The organism is Dactylosporangium sp. NPDC051485 (genome assembly GCF_040682015.1).
Classification (GTDB): Bacteria; Actinomycetota; Actinomycetes; order Mycobacteriales; family Micromonosporaceae; genus Dactylosporangium.
On the sequence record NZ_JBFAZW010000010.1, the window covers coordinates 1 to 14471 of the forward strand.

The 14471-nt window shown below is 72.9% G+C and carries 16 protein-coding genes; 7 read left to right on the forward strand and 9 right to left on the reverse strand.

Annotated features, from left to right (window positions below):
• Positions 1 to 532, reverse strand: a 532-nt coding sequence (locus AB0M46_RS07570; RefSeq protein ID WP_363333505.1) for a BadF/BadG/BcrA/BcrD ATPase family protein, incomplete at its 3' end; no start/stop codon positions are given.
• A 54-nt stretch (positions 533 to 586) separates the two neighbouring features.
• On the opposite strand from AB0M46_RS07570, the gene AB0M46_RS07575 reads away from it, so the two are divergent.
• The 3 genes from AB0M46_RS07575 (at position 587) to AB0M46_RS07585 (ending at position 2905) form a co-directional block, all read left to right on the forward strand.
• Positions 587 to 1498 carry a MurR/RpiR family transcriptional regulator gene (locus tag AB0M46_RS07575; protein WP_363333507.1) on the forward strand — a complete coding sequence of 304 codons (912 nt, stop codon included), beginning with the start codon at positions 587 to 589 and terminating at the stop codon, positions 1496 to 1498.
• Complete coding sequence (murQ, locus tag AB0M46_RS07580) at positions 1495 to 2388, forward strand: N-acetylmuramic acid 6-phosphate etherase (RefSeq protein WP_363333509.1); 894 nt, start codon at positions 1495 to 1497, stop codon at positions 2386 to 2388. Before AB0M46_RS07575 ends, murQ begins: the two co-directional genes overlap by 4 nt.
• 250 nt (positions 2389 to 2638) lie before the next feature.
• Positions 2639 to 2905, forward strand: coding sequence for a hypothetical protein (locus AB0M46_RS07585; RefSeq protein WP_363333510.1), 267 nt, complete (start codon positions 2639 to 2641; stop codon positions 2903 to 2905).
• Here AB0M46_RS07585 and AB0M46_RS07590 read toward each other — a convergent pair.
• Positions 2885 to 3337 carry a hypothetical protein gene (locus AB0M46_RS07590; RefSeq protein ID WP_363333512.1) on the reverse strand — a complete coding sequence of 151 codons (453 nt, stop codon included), beginning with the start codon at positions 3335 to 3337 and terminating at the stop codon, positions 2885 to 2887. The genes AB0M46_RS07585 and AB0M46_RS07590 overlap by 21 nt on opposite strands.
• A 147-nt stretch (positions 3338 to 3484) precedes the next feature.
• On the opposite strand from AB0M46_RS07590, the gene AB0M46_RS07595 reads away from it, so the two are divergent.
• Both AB0M46_RS07595 and AB0M46_RS07600 read left to right on the forward strand, forming a co-directional pair.
• The gene (locus AB0M46_RS07595) at positions 3485 to 3799 is read left to right on the forward strand and encodes a hypothetical protein (protein WP_363333514.1); all 315 of its coding nucleotides are present in this window, start codon (positions 3485 to 3487) and stop codon (positions 3797 to 3799) included.
• 513 nt (positions 3800 to 4312) lie between these two features.
• Positions 4313 to 6274 (forward strand): methyl-accepting chemotaxis protein, encoded by a 1962-nt coding sequence (locus AB0M46_RS07600; RefSeq protein WP_363333516.1) that lies wholly within the window; start codon positions 4313 to 4315, stop codon positions 6272 to 6274.
• Here the strand turns inward: AB0M46_RS07600 and AB0M46_RS07605 are convergent.
• Together AB0M46_RS07605 and AB0M46_RS07610 are read right to left on the reverse strand one after the other, a co-directional pair.
• On the reverse strand, positions 6260 to 7438 hold the full coding sequence (locus AB0M46_RS07605; protein ID WP_363333518.1) for an NAD(P)/FAD-dependent oxidoreductase: 1179 nt from the start codon (positions 7436 to 7438) through the stop codon (positions 6260 to 6262). The genes AB0M46_RS07600 and AB0M46_RS07605 overlap by 15 nt on opposite strands.
• 67 nt (positions 7439 to 7505) lie before the next feature.
• A complete protein-coding gene (locus AB0M46_RS07610) occupies positions 7506 to 8399 on the reverse strand; it encodes an EamA family transporter (protein WP_363333520.1) in 894 nt (297 codons plus the stop codon).
• Positions 8400 to 8454: 55 nt separating this feature from the next.
• On the opposite strand from AB0M46_RS07610, the gene AB0M46_RS07615 reads away from it, so the two are divergent.
• Positions 8455 to 8943 (forward strand): MarR family transcriptional regulator, encoded by a 489-nt coding sequence (locus tag AB0M46_RS07615; protein WP_363333522.1) that lies wholly within the window; start codon positions 8455 to 8457, stop codon positions 8941 to 8943.
• Between the two features lie 94 nt (positions 8944 to 9037).
• On the opposite strand, the gene AB0M46_RS07620 is transcribed toward AB0M46_RS07615, so the two are convergent.
• From AB0M46_RS07620 to AB0M46_RS07630, 3 genes are all read right to left on the reverse strand, one after another.
• Positions 9038 to 9748, reverse strand: a complete 711-nt coding sequence (locus AB0M46_RS07620; protein WP_363333523.1) for a methyltransferase domain-containing protein — start codon at positions 9746 to 9748, stop codon at positions 9038 to 9040.
• 51 nt (positions 9749 to 9799) lie between these two features.
• Positions 9800 to 10348 carry a phosphonate degradation HD-domain oxygenase gene (locus tag AB0M46_RS07625; protein ID WP_363333525.1) on the reverse strand — a complete coding sequence of 183 codons (549 nt, stop codon included), beginning with the start codon at positions 10346 to 10348 and terminating at the stop codon, positions 9800 to 9802.
• A gap of 200 nt (positions 10349 to 10548) precedes the next feature.
• Complete coding sequence (locus AB0M46_RS07630) at positions 10549 to 11301, reverse strand: phosphotransferase (protein ID WP_363333527.1); 753 nt, start codon at positions 11299 to 11301, stop codon at positions 10549 to 10551.
• A gap of 1107 nt (positions 11302 to 12408) precedes the next feature.
• On the opposite strand from AB0M46_RS07630, the gene AB0M46_RS07635 reads away from it, so the two are divergent.
• Complete coding sequence (locus AB0M46_RS07635) at positions 12409 to 12543, forward strand: hypothetical protein (RefSeq protein WP_363333529.1); 135 nt, start codon at positions 12409 to 12411, stop codon at positions 12541 to 12543.
• A 282-nt stretch (positions 12544 to 12825) separates the two neighbouring features.
• On the opposite strand, the gene AB0M46_RS07640 is transcribed toward AB0M46_RS07635, so the two are convergent.
• Both AB0M46_RS07640 and AB0M46_RS07645 read right to left on the reverse strand, forming a co-directional pair.
• Positions 12826 to 14100: a condensation domain-containing protein gene (locus AB0M46_RS07640; protein ID WP_363333531.1), complete on the reverse strand. Its 1275-nt coding sequence runs from the start codon at positions 14098 to 14100 to the stop codon at positions 12826 to 12828.
• A complete protein-coding gene (locus AB0M46_RS07645; protein ID WP_363333533.1) occupies positions 14097 to 14471 on the reverse strand; it encodes a MerR family transcriptional regulator in 375 nt (124 codons plus the stop codon). Before AB0M46_RS07645 ends, AB0M46_RS07640 begins: the two co-directional genes overlap by 4 nt.

The window sequence follows — 14471 nt, forward strand, 5'->3', positions numbered from 1 at the left end:
GTAGGACAGCGGGCCGGTGTCGATGGCGCCGCCGAAGACGAAGCGGAACAGCAGGACGAGCACGACCGGCTGGACGAGGGTGAACACGAAGCCAGCCGTAGCCGTCGCAGCGGCGGGTCAGCGCCCCGCCGGCGAACGCGGCGGCCACGGCCCCGGTGCCGGACAGCAGCAGCAGTCCGTCAGAGGAGGGCGTGCCTGCGGCGAACGCCACCTCGAGATCGGTGACGGCGTGCACCTGCCCGCCGAGGCCGGCGGCGGCCCACGCGCCCCGGGCGGCGTCCTGGGCCGCGACCCGCCCACCGGCGCCCGCGCCCGCGGCGCCGATCACGCCGCCGGCGACCCGCGCCCGATCGAGGCCGCCGATCGCCCCGGCCAGGGCGCGGCCCAGCGACTCGCCCGGCGGGGCGGCGCTGGAGTTCTGGTTGGCTCCACCCGCGATACTGCGGGCCAGAATGTTTCCATTGAGGTCTCCGACGACGCAGCGGGTCGTCGTGGCGCCGGCGTCCACGCCGATGACCAGCGGCTCGCGCATTCCCATCACCGTACTCCATTGACGAAACCAACATCGCAACGGAAACTTTTCCACATGAAGGGCAAGGGCGACCCCGACGAGGGCCGCGCGATCTCGACGGCGGTGAAGATCCGCGGGCTCCTGCCCTCGCTGTCGCGCGCCGAGCAGCGGGTCGGGAAGATCATCGTCGACGAGGCGAGCACCGCGGCGCTGATGACGATCACCGAGCTGGCCAAGCGGGCCCACACCTCCGAGACGACCGTCATCCGATTCTGCCGGGCCATCGGCGTATCGGGCTATCCCGAGCTGCGCCTGCGCCTGGCCGCCGAGGCCGGGCGGGTGCAGGACGACCAGGGCCAGGAGGCGGTCGGCAGCGACATCAGCCTCTCCGACGACCTCGGCCAGGTGGTGAAGACCATCGCCTACGCCGACGCCCGGGCCGTCGAGGACACCGCCGCCCAGCTCGACCTCGAGGTGCTGGGCAAGGTGGTGGCGGCGATCGCCGAGGCCCGCCGGGTCGACGTCTACGGCGTCGGGGCCAGCGCCTTCGTGGCCCAGGACTTCCAGCAGAAGCTGCACCGCATCGGCCTGACCGCCTACGCCTGGTCCGACCTGCACCTGGCGCTGACCAGCGCGGCGTTGCTGCGCGAGGGCGACGTCGCGGTCGGCATCTCGCACACCGGCACCACGATGGACACGATCGAGGCCTTCGCCGAGGCCGGCCGGCGCGGCGCGACTCTGGTGGCGCTCACCAACTTCCCGAAGTCGCCGATCACCCGGGTCGCCGACCTGGTGCTCACCACGGCGGCGCGGGAGACCACGTTCCGCTCCGGGGCGATGGCCAGCCGCCTGGCCCAGCTCACCGTCGTCGACTGCGTCTTCGTCGGCGTCGCGCAGCGCACGTACGAGCGGACGAAGTCGGCGCTGGAGGCGACCCGCGACGCGGTGCGCAGCCGCCGTACCAAGGCCGATCGGGGCCGCTGGTGAGCGTCTCGCCCACCGAGGAGCGCAATCCTCACACGGTCTCCATCGACCAGCTGCCCACCCTCGACGTGCTCCGGCTCATCAACGCGGAGGACCGCAAGGTCGCCCCGGCGGTCGCCGCCGTGCTGCCGCGGCTGGCCGACGCGGTCGAACTGGCCGTCGCCGCCCTGCGGGCCGGCCGCCGCATGCACTACTTCGGGGCCGGCACGTCGGGCCGCATGGCCGTGCTGGACGCCGCCGAGCTGCACCCGACGTTCGGCGTCGGCTACGACCGGGTGGTGGCCCACATCGCCGGCGGCCCCGCGGCCGTGCGGCAGGCCGCCGAGGGCGCCGAGGACGACGAGGAGCTCGGCGCGGCCGACGCCGCCGACGTGGTCGCGGGCGACGTCGCGGTGGGCACCACGGCCAGCGGCGGCACCCCGTACGTCGGCGGCGCGCTGCGGGCCGCCCGCGCCGCCGGCGCCGGCACGGTGCTGGTCTCGGCCAACCCGCACGCGCCCCTGGCCCCCCTCGCCGACGTGCACATCGCCGTGGACACCGGGCCGGAGGCGATCACCGGCTCGACCCGGATGAAGGCCGGCACGGCCCAGAAGCTGGTGCTCAACGCCCTGTCGACGGCCGTCATGGTGCGCCTCGGCCGGACCTACTCCAACCTCATGACCGACATGGTGGCCAGCAACAGCAAGCTGCGCGGCCGCCAGATCCGCATGCTCGCCCAGGCCACCGGCCTGCCGGCCCAGGTCTGCACGGCCGCCCTGACCGAGGCCGGCGGCGAGTCGAAGGTGGCGCTGGTGGCCCTGCTCGCCCAGGCCCCGGCCGCCCAGGCCCGCCGGGTGCTGGAGCACACGGGGGGCGTGGTGCACGCCGCCCTGCGCGAGCTGCGCGGCGCCTGAGGTCCCCGCCCTGCTTGCCGTGGCGGTAAGAAACCTTCGATCACGAGGGATTGGTCGGAAGATATCAACATCGAGCGCCGTGACGGTATAGCGTGCCGTCAATCCCATGCCATCGGTTTCCCCCGGAGGAGCACACGGCACGATTCCCGGCCCTCGCCTCGCTCGCCGCCGTCGCCTGCCTCGTCGCGATCGCGCCCGGCTCCCGCGGCTGACCGACATCGGCCTGCACCCGGACAGGTCCCCGTCGACCATGCTGCTGTCCGACCACAGCTCCCGGGTGGCCACCGGCCAGACCTACGCGGTGGCAGGCCGGCAGGGCGATTGGACCGCCATCTGGTACCTCGGCCAGAAGGGCTGGTTCTACTACCACGCCGTCACCTTCGACGGCTCGGGCCCGGGCGACCGGACCGTGATCCGCGGCGACACCCGGTACGCCCAGATCCAGTTCGGCCACCGCCTGATGTACGTCAACCTGGCCGACGTACAACTGCTGCCCTCACCCCTCGGCGCCCCTTAGCGCCGTCGTGGATGTGCGCCCGGTCCCGCCAGCGCGGCCGGACCGGGCGCGCAACACGCCCCAGAGCAGCACCGCCCCCAGGGCGGCGCTCAAGGCACCGGTCGCGGGAACGGTCCGCCAGTTGCCGTGGGATGCGTATGCGTAGCGCATGGTGAAGTGGTAGGCGCCGTTCGCCATGGTCAGCAGAAGGCACCAGACCGCGGCCGTCGTCGGAGTCGCCCGCCACGTGGCCCTGAACCGGTCGAGGACTGTGTCCCCGAGCCGGTGGCTGAGGAAGACCGCCACCAGGGCGCAACCGCCCAGCAGCACCGCCACCATGAAAAGAATCCCGACGGCGATCAACAGCGATGCTTCCGGCAGGAAGTAGGCGGCCACCGCCGCGGCCGCGTTGAGCGCGAGGGCACCGCAGCAGAGCACCAGCAACGTCCGCACCCATACACGATATTCGCCCCCCTCAACCGGCAGCGGCCACCGCGATGCTCCCCGGCCGTACCGTTGCTGCTGTTGCCGCGCCCGGAGGGGCGATGCGCGATCTTGTGCCAGCCGGTGACGTCACGCCGCCACTGCTACCGTGCGGCCATGGCGATCATGGAGGTCCGGAACGGGTATGCTGGCTGGTTGCTGCTGTGGCTGGAGCCACTCGGTGAGGATCGTTGGCTTCGACCGGATGAAGCCTTCCACATCCGGAGCGACTATCAGGGCGACAAGCTGGCGTTCACGGTTGTCACGTGGGCCGATGAAGCTTACCGTGCCGATGGGATCGAGCAGATGGCCGTGTGGGTCGAGCACGGCGACTTCTACGCTGAGGTCACCGATCAGGCCGGCAACGTGATTGAGTGCGGCCACAACCGCCCGGCTGAGATCCACCGACGGTGGACGAGCGCCCGCGAGTAGAGCCGCATCCGCACATGCTTGTCGATACCGTGGGGTGGGCCCGGTCACGCTTGCCGCCAGGGTGGCGTGGATGCCGCCGATGGCGCGTGCCGACGCGCGGCAGCGGTCAGGCCCGCATCCGCCTCAGATCCAGTCTGTGGGCCGCCAGGACGGACCGGCGTACGCCGGCGGATCCTCTCGCAACGCTTCGATGCTGTGCCACTGCGCGGGCCATCGCGCGGCCGGCCCAGCGAGCAAGGCCCGCGCCTCGGCGGCGCTCTCGTCGGGCCGCTCCCTGTCCCGGCGCTCCGGCGTCTCCCAGCCGTGCTCGGCCCCCGACGCGGGCCACCGACGTCATGCCCATCAGCCTACCGCCGCCCACCCGCATCGGCACGTCCACATAGGACCAACGGCGACGGTTCCTCGCGGCCCAGGCCGCTCAGCGGTGCCGGGCAAGACCGCCCCCGGCGGTAGGTCAAGTCGGGGCCGCGGTGGCCGATGGGGTGTGGGGGAGCCCTGCGGTGAGGAGCGGTCGTGTCCCGGTTGACGATTCGTGCCCGGCTGGTGCTGAGCGTGCTGGTGTTGCTGGTGGTGGCGGTGACGTCCCTGGTGGCGCTGGTGACCGCGCGTGCCTCCGCGAGCCTGCAGGACTCCGCGCTGCAGGACGCGCAGCACAGCGCGGAGGTCCGGGCCGCCGACGTGGAGCGCACCGTCGCCACCGTCGTCGGCACCGCGCGCGACCTCGCCCAGACGCTCGGGGTCATGGCCCGGACCAGTCCGTCCCGCGACGCCGTCGACATGGTCATCAAAGGTCTGCTCGAGTCCCATCCGGGGTACCTCGGGATCTGGGCGGTGTGGGAGCCCAACGGGTTCGACGGGCGCGACGCCGCCTTCACCAAGCGTGCCGTGGACTCCGACCCGAGCGGGCGGTACGCGCCGTACTGGCACCGCGGCGACGGCGGGGCGGTGGTGCAGCAGCCGATCCTGGACCTCGACGACCCGTCGAGCAACTCGTGGTACACGCAGCCGAAGCAGACCGGCAACGAGCTGCTGCTCGAGCCGTACCCGTACGACGTGGGCGGCAAGCAGGTCCTGATGACCTCGGCGGCGGTGCCGATCACGATCGGCGGCAAGTTCGCCGGGCTCGTCGGGGCGGACCTGGCGCTGGCCGACCTGGAGACGCAGATCGCCGCGATCAAGCCGCTGGGCGCGGGCAGCGCCGTGCTGCTGAGCACCGGCGGCAACGTCGTGGCCGGCGGCAGCGCCGAGCAGCTCACCAAGCCGCTGTCCGGGCCGCTCGGCAAGCTGGCCGAGCGCGCCCGCAGCGGCGGGACCGTGCGCGAGGTGACGGAGGTGGACGGCGCCGAGCGCATCGTCGTCGCCGTGCCCATCCGGCTCATGGCCGGCGAGACGTGGTCGCTGGTCGTGTCCATCCCGCGCGGCGTCGTGCTGGCCCCGGTCTCCTCGCTGCGCAGGCAGGCGATCCTCTACACCGCCGTCGCGCTGGTGCTGGCCGGGCTGGTCGCGCTCGGGGTGGCCCGGGCCGTGGTGGTGCCGATCGTACGGCTGCGCGACCGCATGGCCGACATCGCCGACGGCGAGGGGGACCTGACCCAGCGGGTCGACGAGTCGGCGCACACCGAGGTCGGGCAGCTCGGCGGGGCCTTCAACCGGTTCGTGCTCAAGGTGGCCGGCACGGTGCGCGGCATCGCGGACGCCGCCGACGAGCTCACCGGGGCCAGCGCCGAGCTCACCGGCGTGTCGGACCGGCTCGCCGGGTCGGCCCGCGACTCGGCGCGGCAGGCCGGCCTGGTCTCCGACTCGGCCGGGCAGGTGGCCCGGAACGTGGACACCGTCGCGGCCGGCGCGCAGGAGATGGGCGCGTCCATCCACGAGATCGCGCGCAACGCCTCCGAGGCCGCGCGGGTGGCCGCCTCGGCCGTGCACGTCGCCGAGCAGACCACGGCGACCATGGCGAAGCTCGACGCCTCGGGCGCCGAGATCGGCGAGGTCCTCGCCACCATCACGTCGATCGCCGGGCAGACCAACCTGCTCGCGCTGAACGCCACCATCGAGGCGGCCCGGGCGGGGGAGTCCGGCAAGGGCTTCGCGGTGGTCGCCGCCGAGGTGAAGGAGCTGGCCCAGGAGACGGCCCGGGCCACCGAGGACATCGGCGGGCGGATCGCGGCGATCAAGGGCGACACCGCCGAGGCGCTCGCCGCGATCGCCCGCATCGGCGGCGTCATCACGAAGATCAGCGACTACTCGACCACCATCGCGACCGCGGTGGAGGAGCAGACCGCGACCACCGCCGAGATGACCCGATCGGTCGGCGACGCGGCCGCGGGCACCCGCGAGATCGCCGGGGTCATCGGCGGGGTGGCGGGCGCCGCGGGTGCGGCCACCGGCGACGCGGGCGCGGCCCAGGAGTCCGCCGCCCGCCTGGCCGCCCTGTCCCACCGGCTCCGCGAGCTGGTCGGCTCATTCCGCTACTGACGCGAAGTACTCCGGGATCGGCGTGCTGCCCTGCATCATCCCGAAGAATCGGGTCGTCTCCTGCGGGCTGGCGGCCACGCGGGCCAGCAGCGCGGCCATCTGCGGGGGCGGGGGCTCCATCGAGGCGAGCTGGCAGGTCAGCTGCAGCGCCGGGCCGAAGCGCGCGTCGCGCCGGGCCGCGTAGTCCTCGACCGCCGCGTCCAGGCCGCGCTCGCCGGACAGTCCGCTGTGGATCGCCTCGGCGAGCAGTTCGGCCGCCACGAACGCGTCGGTGATGCCCGCGGCCATCACCGGGTCCTTGTGGTATCCGGCGTCGCCGACCAGGGCCCAGCCCGGGCCGGCCGAGCGGCGGAAGAAGTTCGGCACGTCGGCGGTCCCGCGGATGCGCTCGGCCCGCCGCGCACCGGCGATCCGCTCGGCCAGCGCCGGGACGCGGCCCAGCGCCTCGGCGTAGTTGCCTTCCACGTCGGTGCGGAAGTCGTGGAACTGCGCGATCGGGCAGGCGACGAAGACGCACGTGAGCCCGTCATTGGTCGGGAACAGCACCACCGCGCGGTCGCCGAGCTGGAAGATCTCGGCGCTGACGACCCCGTCGGGGCTTTCCAGGCCGCGATAGTACGCGTAATAGCCCGCCGTCAGCGACGGCGCATCGCCGTAGAGCGCCGCCCCGGCGTCCTTGGCCACCACCGAGCGCAGCCCGTCGGCCCCGACGACGATGCGGGCCGTCGCCTCGAAGCCCTCGCCGCGCACCCCGGTGACCCGCCCGTCCTCGCCGCGCAGCAGCCCCTCGACGGTGGCCCCCTCGCGCACCTCGGCCCCGGCGGCGCGGGCGGCGCCCACGAGGATGGCGTCCAGCACGGTACGGCGGACACAGAACGGATGCGCCGCAACCCCCTCGGCCGGCGGCGCCCCGCTGATCGCGAACGGCCCGAAGTCCATCGTGAACCGCTCGATCGGCGGTGCGCCCGCGCGCTCGACGTCCTCCCGCAGCCCCCACCGCTCCAGCGCGGCCAGCCCCGGCACCTGGATGAGGTGCGTGGACAGCGCGTCGCTGGGGAACGTCGCCCGGTCCACGACGAGCACCCGGTGCCCCCGGCGGGCCAGCAGCATGGCGGTTGGCGAGCCGGCGCAGCGCGCCCCGACCACGATGGCATCGAAGTCCATAACGTGGAGCCTAGCGTCACCGGTGGACCGAAATCGCGTCCAGCGTCGCAACGCCGGATCGTCGATGTCAGAGCGTGGCGGCGGCCCGCAGCGGCGTGGGTCTCGTCGCGTTGGAGGCCTTCACCGCCCCGGCGACCACCGCCGCCAGGATCAGCGCCGCCCCCACCAGTTGCCCGTCCGACAGCGACTGTCCGAGCGCCACCCATCCCAGCGCCGCCGCCACGACGGGACTGAGCAGCCCCAACAGCGTCACCTGGGTCGGCGGCATCGTGGTGACGCCACGGAACCAGAGGACGTAGGCGCCCGCGGTGCCGATCAGCGACAGGTACGCGAACCCCGCCACGTTGCCCCAGTCGAGTGCGGGCGGCGCCCCCTCGACCAGCAACGCCGCCGGCGCGAGCAGCACCCCGCCCACCGTGAGCTGCCACCCGGTGAGGGCCAGCAGCGCGGTGCGCCGCTCGGCGAACCCCGGCGGCATGCCCCACCGCCGCCCCAGCACCGTGCCCAGCGACATCGACACCATCCCGCCCGCCGCCGCGGCCAGCCCGACCGGGTCCAGCGCGGCGGAGGAGCGCAGCACGAGCAGGGTCACGCCGGCCAGCCCCGCCAGGCCGGCGAGCAGCACCCGGGCGCCGGGGCGCTGGCCGAGCAGGCCGTAGGCCAGCCCGGCGACCACGAACGGGCCGAGGGCGCCCAGCACGGCGGCGACCCCGCCCGGCAGCCGGTACGCGCCGATGAACAGCAGCGCGAAGAACAGCCCGATGTTGAGCGTGCCGAGCACGGCCGCCCGCCACCACCAGGCGCCGCGGGGCAGGGCCCGGGCCGCCGCGACGAGCAGCAGCCCGGCCGGCAGCGCCCGCAACGTCCCGGCCAGCAGCGGCCGGTCCGGGGGCAGCAGCTCGGTGGTGACGAGGTACGTGGTCCCCCACAGCGCGGGGGCGACGACCGTAAGGTTCCTCATGACTAAGTAGGTTAGCACTAAGCTACTGACCGACAAGTGAATGGTAGGCTGTGGCATGGACGACATCGACCGGATCGTGGAGCAGTGGGGGCGCGAGCGGCCGGAGCTGCAGACCGAGGCGATGGCCGTGTTCGGCCGGATCTACCGGCTGGCCCGGATCATCGGGGACCGCCAGGAGAAGGTGTACGACGCACTCGGCGTCAACCGCGGCGAGTTCGACGTCCTGGCCGCCCTGCGCCGCGCCGGCGAGCCCTTCCAGCTCTCCCCGAAGCAGCTCAGCGCCTCACTCATGCTCACCACCGGCGGCATGACCGGCCGCCTCGACCGCCTCGAGAAGGCCGGCCTGGCGACCCGCTCGCCCGACCCCGCGGACCGCCGCGGCCTGGTCATCACGCTCACCGCGCGCGGCCGCGAGGTGGCCGACGAGGCCGTCGCCGCCGGGCTGGACATCCAGCGCGAGGTCCTGGAGCGCCTCCCCGAAGCCGGCCGCCGTGACCTGTCGGCCCTGCTGCGGGACCTGCTGGCGGCCGCGGAGCATGGTTAGCCGACCGCCGTCGCTGCGGGACCTGCTGGCGGCCGGGTGGGTGGGTTAGCCGACCGCCGTCGCTGTGGGACCTGCTGGCGGCGGGGTGAGTGGGTTAGACGACCGCCGTCGCGACCCACATCGTGATCGTCGCCAGGAAGTCGCCGCGCGAGCCGGCCTCGCTCAGGGCGCCGAACCAGTCCTCGCGCAGGCCCGGCGGGACGAGGCCGGCGTGCGGCGGGATCTCGGGGTTGAGCATGGGAAGTACCGTTGCGGCGGACATCGGATCGGCGAAGTAGAGGGCCACGGGGACCGCGGTCACCTCCAGCAGGCCCGTGCGCAGCAGCCGGCGGCGCAGGGTGCGGCCCATGTCGAGGTGCCGGCCGACGACGGTGGCCAGCAGATGGTGGCGCACGGCGGCGACGAGGTGCGCGGGCAGGCCGTCGACCGCGACCGACTCCCAGTCCGTGTCGACCAGGCACAGCCGGCCGCCGGGGCGGGTCACCCGGGCCAGTTCGGCGATGGCCGCGCCGGGGTCGGCCAGGGTCTGCAGCACGCGCTCGCAGTGCACCGCGTCGAAGCGGCCGCCCGGGTACGGCAGGCAGGTCAGATCCTCGCGGTGGTAGTCCAGCCACACCACCTCGCCCGTGCCGCCGAGCCGGGCGGCGAGCAGCCGGGCCGCCTCGTCGCCGCCGCACCCGGCGTCGAGGATGCACTGGCCGGGCTCGAGGTGCAGCGCGGCGAACGCCACCTCGCGCACCCGCTGCAGCTCGGGGTTGGCCGCGATGAGGTCGGTGTAGGGGTTGCCCGGGGCATCGTGGGCCATCTGGCCAGTCTCGTGCAGGGTCTCCCGGCGTGGCGGCCCGCGAGCCGATCGTCAATCCGACAATGGCTCGCGTGCCAGGCGCTGGAGGAGACCCTGGTACTGCGCAAAGTCCGGCACCTCGGCCGAGGGATCCTTGGCCTGCTCGTCCCAGCGGCGCAGGGCGACGGCGTCGGCGGCATAGGGGTGCGCGGCGAAGCGCTGCGCCTCCTGCGCCGACATCGGGCCGCCCTGGACGCCGAGGGTGTACTTCGACGCCTCCGACAGCCGGTCGTGGTACCCGGGCTCGACCGCGCACAGGTACCGCTTCGCCGCGACATGCAGCCGCACCGGCTCGCAGACCTCCGGCCCGAACCACTGCGCCAGCCAGTCGGCGCCGGTGTCCGAGTGCCGGTTGTCGGTGCCGGCCATGAGATCGGCCCCGGTCAGTACACCGTGGAAATGCCCCACGTCGTGCAGCAGCGCGGCCGCCACGAGCGCGTCCGGCGCCCCGGCCCGCTCGGCGAGTGCCGCCGCCTGCAGCATGTGCTCGGCCTGGGTGACCGGCTCGCCGAGGTATTCGCGGGCCCCGTCACTGCCGAAGAGCCGCCGCAGTTCGTCCATGGCCGCATCCTGCCCGCCGCCGGTGAATGACGTTTGAACGCCGGACGGATCGGCAACACAAATGTTGTGCCGCCCGGCTCCCGTACTGCCCTATCGACTGCGGAGGCCGGAGCCGCCCAGGTGGAAACGGCGCCGGCGAGATCGAGCCAGCCGGCGCCGTTCCGCCCGACTGAGCCCGCTGGGGCGCGTTTCAAAGCTGATCAGAGCAGGTTGAGGAGTCGTTCGGCTTGCTGGTCAAGGGTGCCGGGCGGGTTACGGCGCTCGGCGGCGCTGCCGGGACGGAGCCTGTGCAGCCAGAACATGGCGTAGAGCCGCCGAGCGTCGAGCAGCCGGTCGCCGTCGAGGTCGAACATGCTGAGGAACTCGGTCCAGTCCGCGCGTCGGGCCGCGAGGTGTTCGACCAGGTCGGCCAGTTCGAACTCGGGATCAGACCGTCCGGCGTCTTCGAAGTCGACGATCCGTATCCGCCGCCCATCCCACAGATAGTTGGCGAGGTTCGGGTCAGTGTGGCCGAGCACGGTGGTGCTGGCGGGCCTGAGGCGAAGCCCGGCCAAGAAGGATCGGGCGGCATGGACGGCCTCGCCCGCCGAGCCCGGCAGGTCCAGGCCGGCCATGCGCTCCGTCATCAGCGCGTGGATCTCGGCCGGGTGATCGCGCCGTGCGGGCAGATCGGCGCACGGTACTGACCACAACTGGCGTAGCGATCGAGCCAACGCGGCCTGCTGACCGGTGTCCAAGTCGTCGGTCAGTGCAGCGCCGGGCAGCAAGCCTATGGTGACGGTGGGCGGCTCGGCATCCAAGTCAGCTTCGAGCGGCTCGGGCACCAGATCGGGAAATCGGGCGTACACCCGGCGCAGCACGGCCCACTCCCGGAGGTGTTCCCCGCGCGACCACGACACGTACCGCTTGATCAGCCGACTCCCGTCGACATGAAGATGATGCGTCTGCGCCACCCGTCGAACCTAGGCCGTACTCATCCGGGGCGGTTCAGCCGGTCGCGGACAATGGGCGGATGTCTCGTGGGATCCGCGGTGCACCGTCCCACGCGGCCTGCCCGGGCCATCGGCTTGACCCGGCAGATGGGCTCCGCGTACAACGGCGTCCTGCGAGACTTCCTGTGAGCGCGGCCGGGCGTGACGCGCCGCGGCGAGGCTCGGCCACGCAAAGATCGGCCTCACCAGTGGGTCCGGCAAGACCGCCCTCGCCGACCACAATGCCGACCCGCGGCGCGGGTCCGTGCGCTGCTCGGCCCGTCCGTGTCGCAGACCAGGTCCCGGTGATCGACAGCGCGCCCGGACGGCCGGCACCGTTCGCGTGGAGGCATCCTGGTTACAGTCCGCGATGCCTGCGGCCCTGCGGCGGCACATTCACATGCCGGGGCGCGTATTCACTGCAATGCTCCGCCCGGGTGGCGCATTGGGATGGTGCTCAACCTTTCGCAGGCTTCGACGGAATTGACAGCCGGCCGGACATGGCAGATGCAAGAACCGGCTGCGATACGCTGCCGATGAGCGCGGATGGCGGCCGATTGTGCGACGCGCTGCCGCACCGGCGGGCCGGTGTGACGGCGGCAGTGGCGTTGGTGCGCGACGGCCCGCGCGGGCGCGCCCGGACGCTGCAGCGCCACCCTTCCGGTCCGGCGGCGCGGGATCGGCGTGGTCGGCGACGACCCTGTCGGCGGGGTGTTCGGCGTGGTGTTCGGCCTGTTCGGGCGGTAGCGCCGGCGGGACCGGCGCGGGGGCCGGGTCGGGCCGCTGATCGTCGGCCGCGGTCACCGGCGGGACGCCACCATGAATACGGCGTAGCTTCTCGGCATGCCGCTGAGCAAGACCCCACACTCGATGCCGCTCATGTTCCCGACGGAACTGCTCCCTTGCCGGACAATACCGCCGAGACCTGGTCCGGTCACGCATGGCAGCCAATTCCGTGCGACTGAAGAATGACAGCTGCCCCATTGCTCGATTATCCCAGAGCTCGCCCGGAATCACCGCCCCGGACGGTAACGACAATGTCAAATGGTGCACGTTCATGCCGCGGCGGACCGGCAGGACGCTCCCGCCATGCAGCAGTTCACGGTTATCGCAACATTCATGCGCGACGCGATGATCGGGATGCTGCGGGCCTCGGGCTTTGAAGCCGCTCCGATCGACGACTACACGCTGCGCCCTCCAGTCATTCATGTCCTCGGCGGATGACCTGTCGGTTCCCGCATCCGTCTTGCTGAACGGCCTGCTTGACCGGCCGTCCACGGTGGTCGCCATCGGATAGCGGGGAGGACTGGTGCTCGGCCGCGGGCTTGTCGGGCCCGCGGCCGGAGGGGTCGTCCGGGCTCACGCACGTGTTTCCCGGACGATGCGGTTGCGCAACGGGTGCCACCAGCCGTTCTGCACTCCCCATCGCTGCTGCAGCGATACCGGCGTGATGCCCAGTGCAACGTTGTGGGATCCACGCACAGATCCTCTCCGGTCACTCCACGATCAGGTCGCCGCTGATTGCTGTGCGGCGATGTCCTCCATCGCCCACAGCAGGGCCTCGGCGTCGTCCGGGGCCATGAAGTGGCTGTCGAGGTACAGCGTGATCGCCACCGCCTCGTCGGAGCCGTCGACGTTGAGGAAGAATGCGGACGACTGGCCGTCGGAGGCGCCGAGCCACTCGAACGACGAGCACTCCGGGGGCGGGGCGTCCTGTCCCGCTCCGCCGCGCCGGTCGTTGAGGCTCACGTCGAGCAGTAGCTCCGGGCCGCGCTCGGCGGCCAGCGTGGCCAGTATCCGGTCGAGGTCGCGGCGGTCGTAGTACGCGTGTTTGTAGGCGGCCAGCGCGGCGCCGTGGGCCCGGCGCAGCACCTGCGGGAAGTCTCCGGCGGTGTCCACGACGCAGAGGCCGGCCTGCGAGACCGGGCACACCGTGCCGGACAGCCCGGGCCGGAAGCGGTTGCCGACGGTGAGCCGCAGCGGTACCACGGCGGGGCCGGCGATCCGCGCGAAGGCCATCGCGAACGCGGCCAGCAGCGCCGGGGCCGGGTCGAGGCCCTCGCGCGCGGCCGCGGCCCGCAGCGCCTGCGGCAGTGTCGCCGAGCGGAACAGTCCCGTCCAGTGCCGCGGGCTGCGCGGGTCGCGGGAGGGGCGCACCGCGGGCACGGGGATCGTGCGCAGGTGCCCTTCCCAGTGCCGCATCGCGGCCTCGTGCTGGCGCCGGGCGGCCGGGGTGGCCTGCTTGCGCGCCTGCTCCAACGGCAGCATTCCGGACACGGATTCGGTACTGCGCGCAGCCCCCTCCAGCATCATCAGCGTCGCGGCCGCGCCGTCCATGGTGATGTGCGAGACGATGAGCGTGACGTGCACGGGCCGCCCGTCGTGGCGGATGACCGCCATCCGCACCGGCCACTCGGCGGCGTGGTCCCACTCCGAGTCGCGCAAGCGCGCCTCGACCGCCGCCGCCACCTCGGCGGGGTCCTCGTCCTCGCCGGCGTCGACGATCTCCAGGCCGATCTCGCCGCTCTCGTGCACGACCTGGCTCGGCCAGCCGTCCGCGCCGAACGCGAGCCGGGTGCGGAAGGTCTGGTAGCGGCTCATGAGGTACCGCAGCTCGTCCTCGACGTCCTCGACCGTCGCGCCCTGCGGCAGCGGGCGGGTCCCGCCCATCGCGAGGGCCTGGCCGAGCGCGGCCATCTTGACCCAGATGTCGGTCTGGCCCCAGGACAGCGGCCCCTCGCCGCCCCCAACGCCCGCGAACGCCACCACATGGGTGCTCATGGGTTCCACACCTTCCCGCGCCGGTACTGGTCGATCTTTGCGTTGATCTGCCCCAGATGCAATTGGAGTCTCTCGATCTGGTCCTGGACCCGGTGGGCGTGTGCCACCAGCACCTCTTGGCGCTCCTGCCGCGTCCCCGCGCCGTCGCGCATGAGGTCGATGAACGCCTGCATCTCGGTGATCGGCATCCCGGTGTCGCGCAGGCAGCGCAGCAGCGCGAGCCACTTGAGGTCGAGCTCCTCGAAGACCCTCCGCCCGGAGGACGTGCGCCGGACCGGCGGCAGCAGGCCGATGCGCTCGTAGTAGCGGACGGTCTCGGGGCTGAAGCCGCTGCGCTCGGCGGCCTCCTGCGGCGAATACGTCGTCGGCAT